Annotated in this window: 1 pseudogene; it reads right to left on the bottom strand. The window is 39.4% G+C overall.

Going from position 1 to position 632, the window contains the following annotated elements:
* Positions 1 to 632: pseudogene (locus WKI42_RS10585) on the bottom strand (DUF1542 domain-containing protein); the annotation flags it as partial.

The raw sequence follows: 632 nt of genomic DNA, 5'->3' as shown, positions 1-632 counted from the left end.
GTCTTTCCTGGATTTAGTGGAGATTCATCAAATTCTGGTTTTGGTAGTTGATACAGAACCTCTTGAATCTTACTAGACACGTGACCGCTTCCTTCAGTTACTGTTAAGGTTGTATTGTATAGCCCATAGAGATTTTTAGGAGACTGACCGGTAATAGTTAAAACAGCTCGTTTTCCATTACTATCAATTCTTGTTTTGATTGTAGCCCAAGTTTTACCGTCCTTACCCACCGTTGGGAACCCTGATAAAGAAATATTTCTAATAGTTCCAGTTTCTACAGTAGCAATATATTTTAAAGGTATCTCGTTTAAGTTTTGACCGTTATATAAATTACGAGTGTCTCTTTCTCTTCCTGAATCATCCCTAGATCTTTTTTCGTTCCCGGTACTTCCTGTAGCAAACCCATAAACAAGACCGGAAACACTTCTACGATTCCTGGTTCCTCCAGTTTCCTCTGCATCTTTCTTTAGATGAGCAGCCTTTTTATACTCCTCAAGTGCAGCATTAAAGACCTCCTGATTGACAAGCCCATTTTCTGATTGCCCCAATGCTTCGTTGAATTTATCATAGGCTTCCTTGAGTTTTTGGACTTGTTCTGGATTTTCAGTGCTGGTCTTCAGTTCTTGGAGGAG

This window comes from Streptococcus pseudopneumoniae (assembly GCF_038148935.1).
In the GTDB taxonomy this organism is placed as follows: Bacteria; Bacillota; Bacilli; order Lactobacillales; family Streptococcaceae; genus Streptococcus; species Streptococcus pseudopneumoniae_U.
This window is presented reverse-complemented; position numbering and strand designations above follow the sequence as displayed.